Consider the following 17126-nt stretch of genomic DNA (forward strand, 5'->3'; position numbering starts at 1 on the left):
GCTGCGCGGCCCGTTACACTTTCGAGCCGCGCCCCTATAGCTCAGTTGGTAGAGCTACGGACTTTTAATCCGCAGGTCGTAGGTTCGAGTCCTACTGGGGGCACCATCTTGACCAGGTATTTCCTGGTCAGAGGCATTATCGGGAGCCTCGGAATCACCCGAAGTGGTCACCGAATGGTCACGGACGCTGTCACGGATCCCCTGGTCACGGCCCGCGCGAGGCACCAAGCCGGCGGCCGCTTCCGCCGCTTTCGACCCAACTCCCTTGAGGAGATGCGAGTACGTGTCCGCGGTGATCGTGATCGACGAATGGCCGAGACGCTTCGACACAATCGCCAGCGGCACATCCGCTGCGAGTAGAAGACTGGCCTGTCCGTGCCGCAGATCGTGCAACCTGATTGGACGTAGCCCCAACTCTGCGCAGACCTTCTTGAATCGCTCTGTGACGCTCTGAGGCGGTATCGGCGATCCGTCCTCACGGGCGAACACCAGACCGTGGTCCTGATAAGCGTCGCCCCATTGCGCGCGCTCGGCGTCTTGGGCGAAGCGCTGTGCCAGCAGCACACCGACGGTCTGCTGATCGAGGTCGACCTCGCGGTCCTCACCTGACGCGGTCTTGGGCTTGCCGAACTGAAACTGCCGGTGCTCGTTGTGGCAATACTCACACTCGATGCCGTCGCCGCTGATCTCGACGATCTGCTGCCGGACGGTGATTGAGCGATTCGTCATGTCGACGTCATCCCAACGCAGCCCACACACCTCTCCGCGGCGCAGTCCGGTCATCGCAGACACCTCGAACAACGCACCCAGCCGCTCCGTACCGACGGCGTCCAGGAACGTCCCGAGTTCCTCCGCCTCCCACGGCCGAACCTTCGGGCGTGATGCCCGCGGCAGTTCGAGGTTCTCGGCAGCGTTGAACGCGACAAGACGCTTCCTGCGCGCAGACGTCAATGCGCTCCGGATGGTCGCGTGGACACGACGCACGGTCGCGCTCGACAACGTGCGCGGGTGCCGCCTCTTGCCCTTCCCGATCCGCTCCCCCTCCGCCGGTGCGGTCTTCGGCTGTGCGATCGCCGCCAGCATGTTCTCGATGTGTTGCGCTCGGAGGTCACCGAGACGGATACGGCCGAGGTGCGGCACCAGGTACGCGTTGACGTGTTGTTCGTAGCTGCGCAGCGTCGTCGGGCGGGTGTCGCCGTTGCGTTTCGATTCGAGCCACGCGCGCAGGTATTGCTCGACAGTCTGCTGCCGGTCATGCGCGACCTGTCCGTTGCCGACGTCGACGAGGAACTTCGCGAGTTCTGCTTCCGCCTCGTCGCTGGTCCTGAACCCCGACTTCCGGACCTGCCGACGCTTCCCTGTCTGCGGGTCCGGACCCATGTCCACGAGAAACGTCCATGAGCCGTGCGGCTTGCGGCAGGACTTACGGCGGCCGCGGGCGTCGTACTCGACCGGGCATTTGCAGCGCTTCGACACTGACCCCTTCATCGTCGCTCCATCTGGTCGATGATCTTCTGCAATCGATCGTCAAGCTTGGGAGGAGTCAACCCAAGATCTCGGAGCTGTGTACGCACGTCGACCAGCTCGCGTTCCGCGGACTTTCGCCACGTCGAAACCAGCTCGCTCATCTCACTCGCGCGACTTGCGTCATCCCCGAGCAATCGGGCGGCCCTGATGTTCGCGTCGAACCACGCTTCCATCTGTTGCTCGTGCCGGTGATACAGCGATATTGGCGCAGCACCCTCGTGCCAATTCCGTTCAGGGTCGTCGTACCACCGGTGCATTCCACTGGCAGGGTCGACCGGGCCGCTCCCGTGCTCTTCGAGTTCGCCCGCAGGCGACCACGGGAACGATTCGTCTCCGATGAACCACTTGTAGGCCGCCCAGGGTTGTGCCACCTGGCCAGGTAGCACCTCGATCTCGTCAGCCACACCAATTGGGAACAGCAACAGGGCAGGCGGAATGCCGAGCGCCCTCCCCAGCACTAGCAGTTCTGCTGCGGATACATCGGCGCGGCGGCCGTTTTCGATGTTCGTAATCACATTTCTGGGCACCGAAAACCCAAGTCCTTCACAAGCATCGGACAGTGCCTGCGCGCTCATCGAGCCGCGAAAGCTTCGGATCCTCTGACCGACCGAAGCGGTCAAGGAGCTGGCCCATGGGCTTGGCGAAGACGACCGCCTCGAAGAGCTTTGTGTCATGAATACACATATTACCCATGTATTGCGCGCACGCAAACTAACGTGATATCACTGGGTTGTCACAAAACAACATAGAAGGGATTTGCGCAATGGCTACACAGTGGTCGCACGATCAAGTCCAAGCGCTGGGCGTCCGAACAGACTTAACTACGGCCGGACAGGTCTTGGGGATCAGTCGCGCAACCGTCTACGAGTTGGCGAAGCGGGATCAACTTCCGTTCCCAGTGCTCCGACTTGGCAAGAAATACGTCGTCCCGGTCAACGGGCTTATGGAAGCGCTGGGTATGTCGTCCAGTCAACCAATACCGGCGGCGTGACCGCCCAAGAAAAAACTGCCCCCGGCGCAGTTTCATGCGGCGGCAACCGCGTGAGCACCGAGGGCCAGGTCCGAACAACCACCTCACCAGAAGGATTGAACCTGATGACATCTTCGCACATCAGTACCTCCGCAGCCACTGGCCGCGGTGCATCCGAACGCCCCAACGCAATATCGGTCGACGTATACCGGGCTCTCAGTCCAGAGGCTAAAGCTATTCGCAGAGCGGCTATTCCCGCGATGCCTCCCGAGGAGGACCAGCCGCCCTACGACGAAGGGCCAGGCCCCGCAATGTCAGTCGAGGCGTGGCGGGCACTCAGTCCCGCAGCCAAGGCAGCCCGCGCAGCAGAATTCGACGCCTGGGAAAAGCGGCAGACGGCGGTCGCGCGGTGAACACCCAATCTTCCACCGGCCTGCTTAACGAAACCGAATCCGAAACCGCTCATTGCTCGTTCACTGAGTACGTCGAGCGACGGTCTCGACGGGCGGGCGCAGCTGTCCGGCTGCCTCCGCTCGCCAGCGGTCACCGAGATCCGTTGCGCGCGAGGAGTGATGGCCGTGCTTGACGACTCCTCAGGCTTCGAGCTCCTGCAAAACATGCACCGCAGGTTCAAGAGCCCGACCTACATGCCGGACCACCGGGATAGGGCGGATCTCGAACTGATCAAAACCACAGCACTGTTCCGAATCGCAGAAGCCCTCGGCACCATCGACGCGCGCCTCAGCCGCACAGAGAAGCAAGACGAGAGGTGGCCGTGACTGTTTCCATACCGGTGTCCCCCCAGCCGTCATTCGACGACTGGGGGACACCCCCGGAACCACCGGACGACGAGGAACGACAGCCGGAACGCACAACCCTCCGGCAACGGCTCCTGTCCGTATCCGACCTGCGCCTAGTTGGGTCCGTCGAACCGCTCATCTCCGGCGTCCTGTACCGCGACACCCTTGCCCAACTCTCCGGTGCCCCAGGCTCATACAAGTCGTTCGCCGCCGGCGGAATGGCGTGCGCACTCGCAGCCGGGATGAGCAACTGGGAGGGCCATCGCATCCCGAGACGCGCGAAGGTCGTCTACGTCGCGGCAGAGGGTGCTACCGGCCTACGTGCCCGCTTCATCGCCTGGTGCGAACTGTCCGGTGTCGACCCGACCGACCTCGACGGATGGCTGTACATCCTCCCCTGCCCCATCCAACTCGGGAATCTTCTCGATATCAGCGACGCCATCGACCTGGTGCAAGACATCGACGCCGATCTGCTGATCCTCGACACCCGCGCACGATGCACCGTCGGCCTCGAAGAAAACTCGGCAACCGAACAAGGCAAAGCCATCCACGCCGCCGAGAAGATCCAAGCAGCCGCCGGATGCACCATCCTCGGCGTCCACCACAGCTCCAGGGCCGGCACCGCAGGCCGAGGCAGCAACTCATGGGACGGAGCAGTCTGGTCCGATCTCAGACTCGAAGGCTCCGAACTCATGGCCAAGATGCACGTCGAGAAACACAAAGACGTGCCAGCGGGCATGGACTATCACTTCAAGCTGATCGAACACGTCGTGACCAGCAAAAACATGCCCGAAGCATCCGAACAACAACGGCACACACTCGTCCTCGTCGGCAACGACAGTATGTCCGCGGGAGGAGTCCGGACAAACGCCCTCGCAGTCGAGAAAAACGCCTCCCGACTCATGGACATACTGCGGACAAAGCTCACCACAGACGGCCTCTCAGGAACGTCCATCCGCGAACTCGCAGAAGAAGCAGGGCTCAAGAAAACCCCCTACTACGAAGCACTAAAACTGCTGGTCGACAGGGGTGCCCTTCGGAACACTGGCACTGACAAGCGCACGCATTACGTCAGGACGGCCGCTCTCTGGACCGAAGGGGAAGAGAGCTGATGTCCGCTAATTCCGCACTACGTCCGCGGTATTTCCGGACCGCCGCCGAATGTCCGTCCGCACTCCCACTCCTTAGGAGTGCGGACTTACGGACAAACGGACCGCGCGGGGGCTTGTATCTATCCGCGTGTGTGCACGCGCGACCTTGTTCTGTGTCAGATCAAACGTTTGGCAGCCTCACCGCGCGCGCGAGGCGAACGTTCGGCAGCTCCTACGCGCGCGGGAATCGGTCTGTCGCTCCACGCATGTCGATGTGTGGGAATGATGCGCGCGAGCCCGGTGACCATCGCGTGACCACAGCGCTCTTCACCAGCAGCAATTCACACGTCATCGGATACCTAATCCGCAGGTACATCAGGAGGACTCCATGAACTGGGACGAACTCATCTCGGCGCTCGCCAGTGTGCCGGCGCTACCCGGCGCGGTGTGTCGCTCTCGTGCTCCGATGTTCGACGCCACACACGATGCCTCGGAGACCGCGGAACAACGCACTGAACGGATCTCCGTCGCTCGGGCGCTGTGCGGTGGGTGCCCCGCCCTAGTCGAGTGCAGAGACTGGGCGCACCACCAGCTCGGCAAACTATCCGGTGTTGTTGCGGGCGAACTGTACGAGCCTGAGAACATAATCGGCCGACTCGACACCCATCAGGCAGCGAACGCGGTCGTCGACTTCGTGCAGGGACGGTCACGGACCGTAGTGACCGACGTGGCTCAAGCGCTCGATATCAGCCGCGGGACAGCGGCAATGGCTTTGTCCCGCGCTGCACGCGCCGGACTCATCCACAGGGTCGAGATCGGCGTGTACAGCGGCAAGCCGGTGATCGAGCACGCGATAGGGGTCAGTGCATGACGAATCCGCAGCCACCCATCACCGTCATCGGAACCGCCGTCATCTTGACCGGCTCCGGCGTGGAAGTCGCACTCCGAGCCGCGATCAACACTCAACGAGCAAGACGAACCAACGGTCTCCCGGTCTCCGGGGATCTGAATGCACTAGTCCAGGCATGCATGTCCGTGCGCGGACATGCGGACGTCCGCGATAACGCTGATCCGGCAACCTCATTGGAGGAACGACCCACTATCCCAATCGAGGAGGCAGCGACGATGCTCGGACTCTCGAACCGGCAGACCCGACGTCTCGCGCCGAAGCTCGGCGGCAAGCTGATCGCGGGGCGTTGGCTCCTCGACATGCAGGCAATCATCGAGCACGCCTTCACACCCTCCGGCCACCCGGTCACCGTGCCGGCACTTAATTCCCCCTTGCCCGCCACGGACCTTGCGTGACGGGCGGGGACACCGGCAGGACGCCGACGGAGCTGACCGACGTCATCCAGTCGGCCATCCGTACCGCGCACGCCGAGGGCCTGAGCCAATTGCAGGTCGCGGAGCGCGTAGGTGTCGCCCAGCCCAATATCTCCCGCTGGTCGAAGCGCATGGGCCTCCTCTGGGACTCCGGCCGCACGGCCGAAGCCAATCAGGCTGCAAGAGAACGGATCATGGCCAAGCGCCTACTACTGGCCGAGCAGTTCCTTGCCGACGTCGAGGCGATCCGTGAGCGTTTCTGGTGTACCTACACCGTTGTCACGAACACCCCCACAGGCCCGGAGAGAGTCCTGTTAGACCTCCCCGACGCCAAGGCAGTTGCGGACATCGCCTCCGCAATCGAGCGTCTGATCAAGGCCCACGAGAACCTCACACGCCTGGGTGCCTCATCCGGCATCGACTACGCCAAATCGATGCTCCTCCGCATGCAGACCGATCTCGCAAGGTACGCAGCCGAATTCGAGGACGAACCTACCGGTGACCAATTCGTGACCACGCCGGCTTTGACCAGCGGCGATGCAGCCACCAGCGGACTCCCAATCCACAGGTCAGAGGTGATCGACCATGAGTAGCACCGTCCCCGACGCCGATGTGTCCGCAGAGATCCGCAAACTACGCGAACTCACCTACCGCGACGACTACACGGCCGCCGTGTTCCTCCTCGCATCGATGGACGACGAGAGCCGACTGCTGGTGGACCTGAGTCTTCTCGACGCGCTGAACGCGGCGGCAGAAGCCGCGATGGAGCACTTCATCGCAGCCGGCAATCTACTGGTCCCACTCGTCGACCAGATGCGAGAACTCGGCGTCCTACGGCCGGATATCGCTGCCGCAGTCGACCAATTCGATACCGCTCGGGTGCGGATGCAGGACCTATTCGGAAAGAAGGGCCACTGATGGCACTCGATCTCGGTGAATTGTCTGTCCGGTTGTCGGCAGAGGACCAGCTCACGAATGCTCTCGAAGGTGCGCAGCAGTCCGCTCGCCGCACCGAGCAGGTCACATCCCAGGCGGCCACGGGTATCACCGCGTCCACGCAGCGGATGGCTCAGGGATACCAGCAGTTGCAGCGTGAAGCACAGACGTATGCGACCGCATCGGAGCGCGCGAACTCACGCGCCGAGACCGCGACCGACCAGGCCCGCCAGGCGCAGGAACGGTTGGATGCAGCACAGCGGGACTCCCGCACCAGCGCTTCCCAGTTGGAGGCCGCGCAACGCGATGTCGCATCAGCTACCGATGTCGCTGAACGGGCGATGCGTGATGCCGTCACCGCCTCGGATCGCATGGAGGCCGCGCACCGTCGCGCCGCCCGCGCCGCCGAACAGGGCGGCCGTGACGCTGTCGACGCCCTCGAACGCACACAACGCGAACTCCGCGCCACCGCACAGCAAGCCGAACGCTCCGGCGACGAAGCAGGCTCCGGGTTCGCTGACCGCTTCACCTCCGGTATCGAGGGCATGGGCGGGGCAGCGGAAAGCGCAGGCGGATCAGCAGGCGGTTCGTTCATCGCTGGTTTCGCACCCCGCGTCGCAGGGTTGGGCGCGAAAGCAGGCCCCATCGGCATGGCCCTTGCAGGAGTGGCGGTGTTGGGTCTTGCGGCCGGCGCGGCCCTCGCCAATGCAATCGCCGACGGCATGGAGCAGGAGGCAACGCAGGATCTCATTCAGGCGAAGTTGGGTGTCGACGAAGCCACGGCTCGTCGTATCGGTGAAGCGGCCGGCGCTGCGTACTCGAACGCCTGGGGTGAATCCGCGGCCTCGAACATGGATGGTCTCCGAGCCGCGATCCAGGCGGGCCTACTGACAGGTGAGGAAGACACCGGCACCTTCCAGTCCACCATCGAACAACTGAATGTCGTATCGGAGCTGATGGGCGAGGACATCCCCAACGTCGCCCGTGCAGCCGGCCAGTCGGTCAAGAATGGGATCGCGAAAGACGCCACCGAAGCATTCGACCTGTTGGTGCAATCGCAGAAGAACAGCCTGAACGTCTCCGAGGACCTGCTCGATTCCCAGGTCGAGTACTCGACACAGTTGCGTGCCCTCGGGTTGGAAGGTTCTGAGGGCTGGGCGTTGGTCGCGCAGGGCGTCAAGGGTGGTGCCCGCGACACCGACGTCGTCATCGACGCACTGAAAGAGTTCAAGATCCGCGCCACCGACGGGACCGCCTCTGCGGCTGATGGTTTCGACAAGCTCAATCTCAACGCCGAGGACTTCAGTGACGCCATGAATGCTGGCGGTGAGGCCTCGCGGAACGCGATGGCCGATGCCCTCCGTGGGCTCAATGCGATCACCGATCCGACGGAGAAGAACGCGGCTGCTCTCGCTTTGTTCGGTACGAAGTTCGAGGACATCCAAGGCGCAGCGTTCAAGCTGAACCTCGACACTGCGGTCACCGAGTTCGGAGACGTCGCCGGCGCAGCCGCGTTGGCCGGCGACACCATGTCATCGAACACGGCATCGTCGTTCACAGCGGCAAAGAACTCCATCGAGATGTCCTCGGCTGACATCAAACTCGCCCTAGCCCAAGCTTTCGGGCCGGCACTGACCGACGTTGCTGTCTGGGTCAAGGAACACAAGCCGGAAATCATCGGGTTCTTCACCGGCCTCGCGGACGCCGGGTTCGCCACCCTCGATGCGATCATGGCGTTCTCGTCGTCCACGTTGCGTGTCATGGCGACCCTTGCGGACGGTACCGGACAATCCGTCGGGTTGATGGTCGGCAGCATGGGCACCCTTGTTGGTGCCTCCTCGAAAGTCGCGCGCGCTCTCGGGATGGACGGTGTCGCCGACAAACTCGAAGGCGCATCCGACGCGATGATCGGATTCCAGGACGGTGTGCAGGGCGCGGCCGACGACATGCGTGGTCTCGCGGACGATATCGATGGTGCCCGTCCCGGTCTTCAGAATCTGCGTGAGGATGTTGCCGCCGCGGGCGAGCGCGCGGAAACTTCCGCCCGACTGATGCAGGCGTTGGGTGGCTCGGTGGATGCCGTCCCCGACGACAAGACCATCGTCATCAAGTCGAACACCCCTGAGCAGACTGAACAGCTCAAGGCGCTGGGATTGAAGGTCGAGGCTCTGCCCGACGGCAAGTTCAAGGTCACGGCGAACACTGCTGAGGGTCAGGCTGCGATCGATGCGTTCGTCGGTGCCAATCAGGGTGAGTCGATCGATATGTTCGTCGATCTCCGTCAACGCCAGATCGGGTACTGGGAATCGAAGGGTGTGCCCGAGCAGGATGCGCCGTTGATGCAGGGACCGACGCCGGTCCTCGGCGTCAACGCGGCCGGCGGTGCGTCGGCTCCGTCGGGGACTGTTGGTGGCGGTGGTGGTGGGTTCGCTGACGGGAAGCTCCCCGACGAAGCGCTCATCCAGGCCGCGGGTGGCAAGGGTCTCGTGAACTGGGCTGAGGAAGGCGCTGGCCCGTGGGAGGCGTTCATTCCTGGCGCTGAGTCGAAGCGTCCCCGCGCAGTCGGCATCCTCCGGGATGTCGCTGACCGGTTCGGGTACGGACTCGTGCAGATGGCTGACGGTGGCATCGTTAACGCCAGAGACCTTGCGTCGTCGATGGCGTGGGCCAAGTCGATGGACCCCGCCAAGTATCTGATGGGCGGCTTCTCCACCAACGCAATCGACTGCTCGGGTGCCGTCTCGGGTGCTGTGAACGAAGCCGTCGGAGTGCCGGCCTTCGACTCCCGCATGTCGACTGTCACCGAGGGTTCGTGGTTGCAGGCGAAGGGCGCAACCCTCGGCAAGGGTGGTCCGGGCACGCTGCGTATCGGCTGGTGGGATCAGGGTGGCGGCGCGAACGGCCACACAGCCCTGACCTACCCCGATGGCACGAACTTCGAGTCCAACGGCTCGGAGGGTGTGGTCGTCGGCGGGAAGACCGGTGCGGATGATCCGTCGTTCACCAACCATGCCTATTTCGTCACGGCCGGCGACCTCGGTGAGCCCGGAAGTGTCGGAACGGTGCCGAACATGAACGGTGCCGACGTCGGCGGTACGTCGTCGGGTCGTCGGGTCGGCTCCCTGTCGACGCCGTCGGGTCCGGTGGATGTCCGGGTCGTCAACTTCTCCGACATTGGTGGCGCGGCCCCGGACGGCCGGATGCCGAAGGCTGTCGGGAGTCTGAAGGTGTTCGCGAACGGCGGCATCGAGGATCAGAGCCCGCAGATCGCGGACACGTCCCAAGGTATTCGTGTGTTTGCGGAGCCGCAGGCGGGACCGTGGGAGGCATACATTCCTGGCGATCCCGCTAAACGTCCACGCGCCGTTGATATTTGGCGTGAGACCGGGAAACGCCTGAACGTGACGGAGTTCGCTGATGGTGGGTTCGGTGGCTACAACGAACCGAAGGCCCGCGACTACATGCGGCCCACGAACCTGATGGAGGCCGCGTCGTTGGCGGCCGGTCTCGGGTTCACCGCTGCGTCGGGTATCGGCGGGTTCCTGTCGATGGCCCAGTCCGGGCAGGTGGATCTGTCGCAGTTGATGCCGCAGTTCGACACCGGCAGCAATGACATCCCCGGCTCGTCCGAAGCCGTCGCATACCTGAGCACTCTCGTCGAACAGAACCAGGAGCTGATCAAGACGCTTCAGAAGGGCGGACTCGTGACCTTGGATGCGTCGTTCGACACCAGTAACGGCAGTGTCGCCCTCGACCTGTTATCGACGGGCATCGCATAAATCCAAGCAGCACAACACATTAGGAGCATCTCATGAACCCACCGAACGTCCGCCGAATCTCCGGCAGCCACAACCCCGACGACCGCAGCTACACCGGCCTCGGCTACGTCGACAAGAACGGCGTATACCACTTCCCGAACGGCAGCATTCTGCCCGCCACCGGAGGAATCACGTCACCGGACGGCACCCACCAACTCGGAGCTACAACACTGGTCGTCCGCCCGGATGGAACACCGTCGACCGTCCCGACTCCGGACGGCGCGAATCCCATCGACTCGGCGCTGCAACGCTTGCACTGCGTCGACGAGACACGACAGGACACCTACGACCTCGCAAACTTCGGGACGATCGGCGGACCTCCGGTCGTCGAACCCATCGACCTCGACCCCATCCTCCCTGTGAGCAATGCCGGTGCCGACCCGCACAGCCAGGCGGTACGGGCATACGAGGTCGGTTCACCGGAGCGCAATGCGGCGATCACTGAGAGCCGACGCACCCACCCCGAACGTCACCAAGGGACATCGCCGTACACCGACCCCGGCTCCCCGTACAACCCATTCACCCCCATCGAGAACCGGTAGGAGATCCCCATGAAAACGTTGCAGCACTTAATGACCGAGTACGCCAACCTGAAAAAAGAGCGCGACACACTGATCGAGGAGCACAGTCAGTACACCCCGAACCAGTACCTCGATATGAACGCGAATCAGGTTCTCCAACGAGAGCACCAGGAGCGGTGGAAGAAGTTCTACACCGACAAATACGAACCCCAGTTGCAGGAACTCCGAGAAGAAGGACGCGACGTTGCCGCCCGCATCAAGGCGGAGGGCGACCGCAATCGCCCCAAGCTCGACGGTGACTCGCCGGCAGCACTGATGAGAACCGAACAGGCATGGCGCAACACCGTGCTCCCGCTGCTCGAAAAAGGGGTGCCACTCCGCGAAGCACTCCGAAACGCCGACGTCGACGCAGTCCTCGGCGCAGAACGATTCGCACCCGGCTACTTCGGCGCGAAGAACTACAACACGGATTCTGGCGTATCAGGAATGCAGGCAAGATTCGGTGACGATCGCCGAATGACATTGGAGAACGTACGCGCTGACGACGGGTCATCGATCACGCGACACATTCTGGAACGTTTCGCCGAGATGGACCCCGCCAACGCCGACTCCCTGACAATGGCGGCACGAGCAGAAGCGGATCTCGAATCGTTCAACCACTACGTCGTGACACACGACCGGTCTGGCGGCGGCCTCGACGCAGCACTTGTCAGGCACTACGCCGACCAAGGCACTCCCGAGGCACGGGAGAAGGCCGCCCAGACTGCGCAGGAGCGCGCAGCAGCAATGGGCGCAACCCACGTGGAGGTCTGATCTCAGATGCCGCTACAGGCGCAGCAGGCGGACAACGAGCACACCCGCCTGCTGATCGCCGAATACGAACGCCTCGAACTGATCCTCTTGGACGAAGTCGCCTCACGGCTCCGCAAGAATGAGAACGCCCCCGACTGGGTCAACCAACGGCTCAACGAGATTACGGCCCTACGGAAGGCCGCCGCCACGCACGTAGCGTCGATGGTAAAGGGCCACCCGCGAACGCTCGACAACGCCATCAGCGAAGCCGCACGTAAAGGTGTAGCCGTGGCGAACTCGGACATCGAGGCAGCCGGCGAGCGAGGACCAGGAAACATCCGTCTCAACAACGCCGGCACTGCGCTTGCAACCGACTCCCGCGCCATCGCACTCCTCCACCATGAAGCCAGCTTTGCGCTGAACACGCTCAACACCGGCATCCTCCGCGCCACTGAGGACCTCTACCGCAGGGTCGTCGCCCAAACCGTCCCCACGGTCATCTCCGGTGTCGAGACGCGCGTGAAATCAACGCAGCGAGCGCTCGACGAGTTCGCGAAACACGGCATCAAGGGGTTCACCGACAAGGGCGGGCGGACATGGTCGATGACCGCTTACGCCGAGATGGCAACGCGGACAGCCGCTACACGCGCACTTACCCAATCCCACCAAGACCGTCTGTTGGAACGCGGATACGACCTCGTGGTGATCTCCTCGCATCCCCGTCCGGCACCGCAATGCCAGCCGTACGAACGGCAAGTTCTGTCGCTGTCGGGCGGGAACACCGGAGTCGTCGAAGTCGAGAACGCTCTCACCGGCAAGATGACCCGCATCCGAGTGAAGGCGTCACTCGAAACCGCAACCAGCCGTGGACTTTTCCACCCAAATTGCAGGCACACGAGCAATATCTGGCTGCCTGGTGTCACGGACACTACGCCCACCAAACCGAATGACGAAGGCTACGAGGACACCCAGAAACTCCGCTACCTCGAACGGCAGACCCGTGACTGGAAACGCCGATCCGCGACAGCCCTTACACCGGAAGCGAAGAAGCGCGCCGACGCGAAGGTCAAGGACTGGCAGAAGCAGATCCGAGACCACACCGAGCAGTCTGGCGTTGGCCGTCGCCGCGACCGCGAACAGATCACGGGTGTCTACGGTCCAGGCAATGCAACCCGCGCGAACGCCTCGAAGACCAATGTCCCGAAAACTACTCGCCAGGGCTCGCCGTCAGACCAGACGACCGCAGCGTCCCTCTCTCAGTCGACGCGCGACCTCGTAGCTGACGCCCGATCGTCCATCCCGAAGGACCGCGCCGGCTGGCTCGACACCACCCTTAAGTACCCGAAGGACCGGAACGGCGCGAAGCTCGTCCCAGAGAAGCTACAACGCCACCTCGACACCACCCTCGACGTCGGAACCGCCATCCAACGCGACACCCGCGCTCTCATCGACAAAGACACGGCCGTCCGCGAGCTTCGCGCCGAGGACAAGCAACTGACCGACTCTGCGCAGTGGCTTTCCCCGCGCCGCAACGAAATTCAGCGTGACATCGCTCGACGTGAACAGGCGATCATTCAGTCCGCGCTCGCCGAGGTCCGAGACTTCGGCGGTGCACCCCAAAGCGCCGCTCTCATCACCACAGCCACCGGCGGGCTCAAGCCCGGTACGGCGGCCGCGCTGGCTCAACTGCGAGCCGCGGAACAGTACTTCCCGACCGACTGGCTCGTAGCCGCTTCGGGCCGTGGAACACTCCGCGTCGGAGTCGCGGAACGCGCATTCTTCCAACGCGGAACCGACGGCGACGCTCTCGCGGCCGCATCCTTCGACGAACTCCCGGACTACCGCGGCGCATTTAGCAATTACCCCGAAGAGGTCATGGTCCACGAACTGGGCCACCGCATGGAACAAGCCATACCTGGACTCACTCAGCTCGAATACGCCCTCGTTCGATCGCGATCCATCGCCAACGGGATCCTGGAAGAACCGACCGGGATCTACCAGGGCGTCGATGGTCTCGACCACGAGATCGGCTATGAGGACCAGTGGCGCAACAAGTACGCCGGCAAGACCTACGCCACTGACTCTCAGGCCGACCCGGCGCGAGAACCTGCTGAGGTGTTCCAGGTCGGTTTGCAAGATACGCTCGGGCGGAGTGACGCACGCGGTGAGTTCGATGAGACCGGGCAACTACAGGCATTCGTACTAGGAGTGTTGGCGCTGCTATGAACTGGACGATCACGTCGAAGACCGACCCCAACCGCTGGCTCACCCACACCGGCGACACATGGGAAGCCGACCCCGAAACCACCGCCTACCTCACCCAAGACGGCTACACCTTCACATTGACCCCGACAGGGCCAGTCGTCAAGATCACCGACGAGTCCACGCTGATGGCCGCAGCACGCAAACTCATCTCCGGAGCGGAGCTGGCCGGCGACATACCGCCCTACCCGACAGTCCCCAGTCTCCCCGGCCGCGTCTACTGAGAGTTCGTATTCAGTTCCCACGGCAACTAGCACATGGTTATGATTCTGCGCACTAAGTCGGTGGCAATGTACCAAGACCGGAGATAGAGTTGACACATGACGACCATTCGGGGAGCCCAGAAACGAGCGAGGGCGCGCGGGGTCGACACTATGTCGATTCAGCCTCGGTCGCTGCTGACGAGCCAGCGACGCCAGGAGACGTCAGCGCAGGAAATGGTGAAGAAGGCTACGACACAAGTGAAGTCGGCGAGAGCTCGACGGAAGTAGATTCGCCACCCTCATCTCTAGATGCCTCGTCTACGGACGCTGCGGCGTCCGTAGACGAGGTCGAGGAGATCCTGGAAGGTGTTCTGGAAGACTCCCCCGGGCCTACAGGTGTCCGGCGGCAGCGTTGGAAGGGGCCGCTCCCACCTCCCGCGGCACTGGCCGAATACGAGAAAGTCCTACCAGGCTCAGCTAATCGAGTTCTGTCTATGGCGGAACGAAGCATGGACCTCCAAGAAGGACGGCAGCAAACAGTGCGTGTCGCGATCGATGGCGAGGTCGAGGTCCAAAAAACGATCGCATACGCTGATCGAGATTCGTTGAAGCGCGGCCAGTGGTTAGCCGCTGGCGTGTCGGTGCTCGTCTCTCTGCTGACCTTTGCGGGGCTATTCCTCACGCCCTGGGCCGCTGTAGGTTTTGCTGTTCCACTGGCTCAGATAGCGACCTCCATCGTCCGCACCGTGTCTGATGGCCACCGGGACAACTCTGAGTCAGACAGACCGGCCAACGAAGAGTGACCGCACGCTCTCGCCCTGGCTGATTAAGGTTCCTGCACTCATCGTGTTCCTCGGTTGAGTCGGCGGCGGGAGCCGGGGGTGAGGCCGGCGGGGTCGGTGTGTGTGGGGTTGGCGTGTACGGCGGTGAGTTCCAACGCCGTCTGCAAATCATCCTCAGTCAACCGCCAGCGGTTGCCGAGTTTGTGGCCGGGGAGTTTGCGGGCGCGCAACTGCGTCGCATACCAGCCCTCCCTCACACCCAACCGTTTCGCGGCCTCCGCAACCGACATCGTCAGTGCCGCGGACTCCTCCTGCTCCGGCACATTCTCAGCGTCAGACACGCCCAAAACGTAACCGCCTACGACAGTTGTTGCAACACAACCGAATTGCGTAGGTCCTCGTAGAATCAAAGGGCCTAGTCACGGCCAGGTTCGGGCGATCCCCTTGCTCCCCACCGCGTACGAGGCGGCACCTACCTGGCGGGTTTTCTGGTAGATCTGAATACGAGATCGGTCGAACCGTCGGACCATCTCGTCGAGCCTTAACTGCTGGTTGTCAAGATAGAACATAGGAGCCTGAAACTCCTCGATCGGCCGCCGTTCGGCCGCGCGCCCTTTTATACGACCGTCTTTGCACAAAGGGAACCAGCCCCGCTCAAGCCCGTAACGCATCCACTCTGGATCTTCTACGTCCTGGGCGTCGTCAGGAAAGTGGTCGGTAATCCTATGGATAAACCACCCGAGCGCACGCAAATGCAGGGCCACTTGCTTACCGAGGCCGCGGTCGAGGAAAAACTCAGGCGGCTCCAACACCAACCCGGCAGATAGCTTCGACCTCGTCAACGCCAAGATCGTATTCCTCAGCGACAGTCGCCATGGCTTCGCCGGCCTGCCATAGGTCGAAGACAGCCTGCACCGGAACGCGATTCCGTTCAATCACCGGTGCACCCCAGCCGAATCGAGGATCGATGATAACCGGGGCACTGTCAGGAAACTGACGCAACTGGAGCCGGGAGGCAAACTCGCTGTTGTCGCTCCACGTGATGTAGCGGAGGTAACCCTCGATCATCTCGCGGAAGGGCTTCTGGTGGTCGCCGGCGCGGGCAAGTTCGCCGCCGTGATCCACGAAGATATCGATACCGTCAGTTGCGATGCGCTTGGTCGCCAACGCGTAAGGCGTGTCGAAAGTTGCACGGACATCCGCCACCGTTTCGCGGATCTTGCGCTTCGTGAACTTCATGTCGCGTAACGAGCGGAGAACGTACGCCTCGACCAACGCGACGAACGGTACAGACGCTCCACCGCGCACCTCAGCGCCGACTTTGTGAACGAGTGGCGATCCGTCGGTGTTGTCGGACAGCCAGTAGTAGACCGTCGGCTTCGGAATCGACAGGTACCGCGACACCTCAGCCGGGGTGAACAGAGCATCGTTAAAAATGTCGACCACGCTCTTCACCTCATTTCGTCACCCCGAGATCTGGCCTATCTTGGCACACCACAACCCCTTCTGTAACCACCAGTGTCTACCCGCGATTCCGGATTCCCAAGCAGTCTGTGTGTGTGGCCTCAGAGTGGTCACAGAGGAACCGTGTGACCACGTAACCAGCCGTCGCCAACTGACACGAAGAGGGCCGTCGACCTGGACCAACTGTCGCTCACTGGGTTTCACCGTCATCAGGTGTCACGGACTCGTTCTGACTTTTAATCCGCAGGTCGTAGGTTCGAGTCCTACTGGGGGCACCACACACATCCCGGGTAACAGGGATCACACCTGCCCGGTACGTACACTCGGGAGTAACGATCGGCCGAGACGAAGCGACGTGCAGGGGGAACTGCAACAGTCGCGACAGGCCGACCGGTCGATCGACATTCGGGGGATTCGGGTCGGTCGACACCGGACATCACGACTGCCGGAACAGCAAGTGAACAGGCGCGACACGGTTCACACCGAACCTACGGTGCCGTAAGCTGGACCGGTCGTACGCAATCTATGGAGGCGATCTAATGGCGAGGGATCTGACACAGCTCGAGCTTCTGCAGGAGCTGGTACCCACTGCCGAAGACAACGTGAACCGTCACATCACGATGGCGCGCGAATGGCA

Annotated in this window: 17 protein-coding genes, 1 tRNA gene and 3 pseudogenes; 16 read left to right on the forward strand and 5 right to left on the reverse strand. The window is 62.7% G+C overall.

Annotation, left to right across the window (positions count from 1 at the left end; translation table 11 throughout):
- The first annotated feature begins 30 nt into the window (after positions 1–30).
- A tRNA-Lys gene (locus CH286_RS04050) sits at positions 31–106 on the forward strand.
- Positions 107–327: 221 nt separating this feature from the next.
- On the opposite strand, the pseudogene CH286_RS04055 reads toward CH286_RS04050, so the two are convergent.
- Positions 328–1488 (reverse strand): annotated as a pseudogene (locus CH286_RS04055) (tyrosine-type recombinase/integrase); the annotation flags it as partial.
- Complete coding sequence (locus CH286_RS04060; RefSeq protein ID WP_176458129.1) at positions 1485–2054, reverse strand: hypothetical protein; 570 nt, start codon at positions 2052–2054, stop codon at positions 1485–1487. The gene CH286_RS04060 and the pseudogene CH286_RS04055, both read right to left, overlap by 4 nt.
- A 236-nt stretch (positions 2055–2290) precedes the next feature.
- Between CH286_RS04060 and CH286_RS04065 the strand changes: the two genes are divergently transcribed.
- The 14 genes and pseudogenes from CH286_RS04065 to CH286_RS28390 all read left to right on the forward strand — a co-directional run bounded on the left by CH286_RS04065 (position 2291) and on the right by CH286_RS28390 (position 15046).
- Positions 2291–2518: a helix-turn-helix transcriptional regulator gene (locus CH286_RS04065; RefSeq protein ID WP_094608424.1), complete on the forward strand. Its 228-nt coding sequence runs from the start codon at positions 2291–2293 to the stop codon at positions 2516–2518.
- A 551-nt stretch (positions 2519–3069) separates the two neighbouring features.
- Positions 3070–3276, forward strand: coding sequence for a hypothetical protein (locus tag CH286_RS04070; RefSeq protein WP_094608425.1), 207 nt, complete (start codon positions 3070–3072; stop codon positions 3274–3276).
- Complete coding sequence (locus CH286_RS04075) at positions 3273–4409, forward strand: AAA family ATPase (RefSeq protein WP_176458130.1); 1137 nt, start codon at positions 3273–3275, stop codon at positions 4407–4409. The genes CH286_RS04070 and CH286_RS04075 overlap by 4 nt, the downstream gene beginning before the upstream one ends.
- 367 nt (positions 4410–4776) lie before the next feature.
- Positions 4777–5259 carry a WhiB family transcriptional regulator gene (locus CH286_RS04080; RefSeq protein ID WP_094608427.1) on the forward strand — a complete coding sequence of 161 codons (483 nt, stop codon included), beginning with the start codon at positions 4777–4779 and terminating at the stop codon, positions 5257–5259.
- The gene (locus CH286_RS04085; RefSeq protein ID WP_094608428.1) at positions 5256–5693 is read left to right on the forward strand and encodes a hypothetical protein; all 438 of its coding nucleotides are present in this window, start codon (positions 5256–5258) and stop codon (positions 5691–5693) included. Before CH286_RS04080 ends, CH286_RS04085 begins: the two co-directional genes overlap by 4 nt.
- Positions 5690–6304, forward strand: coding sequence for a helix-turn-helix domain-containing protein (locus CH286_RS04090; RefSeq protein WP_176458131.1), 615 nt, complete (start codon positions 5690–5692; stop codon positions 6302–6304). Before CH286_RS04085 ends, CH286_RS04090 begins: the two co-directional genes overlap by 4 nt.
- On the forward strand, positions 6297–6629 hold the full coding sequence (locus CH286_RS04095; RefSeq protein WP_094608429.1) for a hypothetical protein: 333 nt from the start codon (positions 6297–6299) through the stop codon (positions 6627–6629). The genes CH286_RS04090 and CH286_RS04095 overlap by 8 nt, the downstream gene beginning before the upstream one ends.
- On the forward strand, positions 6629–10426 hold the full coding sequence (locus tag CH286_RS04100) for a phage tail tape measure protein (protein WP_094608430.1): 3798 nt from the start codon (positions 6629–6631) through the stop codon (positions 10424–10426). The genes CH286_RS04095 and CH286_RS04100 overlap by 1 nt, the downstream gene beginning before the upstream one ends.
- A 32-nt stretch (positions 10427–10458) precedes the next feature.
- On the forward strand, positions 10459–11007 hold the full coding sequence (locus CH286_RS04105; protein WP_094608431.1) for a hypothetical protein: 549 nt from the start codon (positions 10459–10461) through the stop codon (positions 11005–11007).
- A 9-nt stretch (positions 11008–11016) separates the two neighbouring features.
- The gene (locus CH286_RS04110) at positions 11017–11799 is read left to right on the forward strand and encodes a hypothetical protein (protein WP_141215787.1); all 783 of its coding nucleotides are present in this window, start codon (positions 11017–11019) and stop codon (positions 11797–11799) included.
- Between the two features lie 6 nt (positions 11800–11805).
- Entirely contained in the window at positions 11806–14004 is a 2199-nt protein-coding gene (locus tag CH286_RS04115; RefSeq protein WP_094608433.1) for a phage minor capsid protein, read from the forward strand.
- Entirely contained in the window at positions 14001–14264 is a 264-nt protein-coding gene (locus CH286_RS04120; protein WP_094608434.1) for a hypothetical protein, read from the forward strand. The genes CH286_RS04115 and CH286_RS04120 overlap by 4 nt, the downstream gene beginning before the upstream one ends.
- 89 nt (positions 14265–14353) lie before the next feature.
- A pseudogene (locus tag CH286_RS28385) lies at positions 14354–14752 on the forward strand (DUF2335 domain-containing protein); the annotation flags it as partial.
- Positions 14753–15046: a hypothetical protein gene (locus tag CH286_RS28390; protein WP_369597535.1), complete on the forward strand. Its 294-nt coding sequence runs from the start codon at positions 14753–14755 to the stop codon at positions 15044–15046.
- Positions 15047–15084: 38 nt separating this feature from the next.
- Here the strand turns inward: CH286_RS28390 and CH286_RS04130 are convergent, their stop codons facing one another.
- The 3 genes from CH286_RS04130 to CH286_RS04140 all read right to left on the reverse strand — a co-directional run bounded on the left by CH286_RS04130 (position 15085) and on the right by CH286_RS04140 (position 16471).
- Positions 15085–15366, reverse strand: a complete 282-nt coding sequence (locus tag CH286_RS04130; RefSeq protein WP_141215788.1) for a helix-turn-helix domain-containing protein — start codon at positions 15364–15366, stop codon at positions 15085–15087.
- A gap of 78 nt (positions 15367–15444) precedes the next feature.
- Entirely contained in the window at positions 15445–15867 is a 423-nt protein-coding gene (locus CH286_RS04135) for a hypothetical protein (protein WP_255182562.1), read from the reverse strand.
- Positions 15821–16471, reverse strand: coding sequence for a DUF433 domain-containing protein (locus tag CH286_RS04140; RefSeq protein WP_094608437.1), 651 nt, complete (start codon positions 16469–16471; stop codon positions 15821–15823). The genes CH286_RS04135 and CH286_RS04140 overlap by 47 nt, the downstream gene beginning before the upstream one ends.
- A gap of 557 nt (positions 16472–17028) precedes the next feature.
- Here CH286_RS04140 and CH286_RS28110 point away from each other — a divergent pair.
- A pseudogene (locus CH286_RS28110) lies at positions 17029–17126 on the forward strand (acyl-ACP desaturase); the annotation flags it as partial.

It is taken from the genome of Rhodococcus sp. WWJCD1 (genome assembly GCF_002258735.1).
In the GTDB taxonomy this organism is placed as follows: Bacteria; Actinomycetota; Actinomycetes; order Mycobacteriales; family Mycobacteriaceae; genus Rhodococcoides.